At 40.4% G+C, this 1127-nt stretch carries 1 protein-coding gene; it reads right to left on the bottom strand.

Features of this window, described 5'->3' with window-relative positions:
- On the bottom strand, nt 1–866 hold an 866-nt coding region (locus MMY95_RS15590; RefSeq protein WP_241277822.1), incomplete at its 3' end, for a site-specific integrase.
- Nucleotides 867–1127 lie beyond the last annotated feature (261 nt).

Here is a 1127-nt window from a genome sequence, read left to right as displayed (position 1 = left end):
GGTTGCAACGTATTAAAACCTAAAAACAAATAATATTCACGTTGCTGTTTATGCCAGCGTTGTAATATTTCTACCGTCGTATTGTCTAAGCTGACAGTGCGGCGGCCTTTTTTTGTCTTAGGGGCTTGAATAATCTGCTTGCCACGTTTCCCTTGGGTGAGTGTTTTATTAACCCGCAAGGTCTTATGGACAAAGTCAATATCTTGCCATGTCAGGGCTAAACACTCGCCGCGCCGTACGCCTGCAAACGCTAGTACCCGGAAGAGACAATACTTTTCGGTCTCTTTTTGCTGGTCAATGCACTTGAAGAACGTTTTTAGTTGATCGCGATCCCAGAAGTTGTCGGGCTTATCACCCCAACTATCAGGCTTAACTGGCATTGTAATCATTCTAGCTGGATTATGCGTGATATAGCCGTGTTTTAAGCCGTATTCAAAGACTGCTACCAGATAATTGTACCAACGCTTGTAATTGTACGTGACTTCTTTAAACCATAGATTAACAGCACGTTGGCACTGGTTGACGGTGATGGTTCGTAACCGCTTGTTGCCAAACAATGGCAAAATGTGATTATCGAACATGCCAGCAGTCCGTGCCCAAGTGCTTTCACGAACGGTATTAATATACTGGTCGTACCATTCGTGATAAACGTCAACGAAAAGAATATTATTATCAACTGGCAAAACGGGTTCTTGCTGTAACTCTACTTCAATTCTGGATAAAGCAATACGGGCAGCGCTTTTTGATTTAAAACCCCGCCGCCGGGTTGACTTCTTTTTACCAGTTTGAGGATCAACACCTAAATAAACTTGAAACTGATAACGGGTATTCCCGTCCTTGTCCTGATACTTCTTGATTGTTGCCATTTATAATTTCCTCCATAACGTACCTTGAGCGGGGCAGTGTTATGTACGGAAATGATTATAACGGTATTGATTATTCATCAATTCGTAGTGAACTAGTGATTGGAATTGCGATTTTTTATTTTAGTGAAATATTGTTCTTTAGTTTCATCAAAATCAATTAAAAGGTCGGGTTCTACTTTAATATGACTGTCTTTATTAAGTGCAGATTCTACAACCTCTTCAATGTCTTTTTTTATATCTGAAACAAAGGAAACAGACATC

The organism is Lactiplantibacillus sp. ME-2 (assembly GCF_022549155.1).
Classification (GTDB): domain Bacteria; phylum Bacillota; class Bacilli; order Lactobacillales; family Lactobacillaceae; genus Lactiplantibacillus; species Lactiplantibacillus plantarum.
Note: the sequence above shows the minus strand (reverse complement) of the source record. Positions and strands in the feature narration are given on the sequence as shown.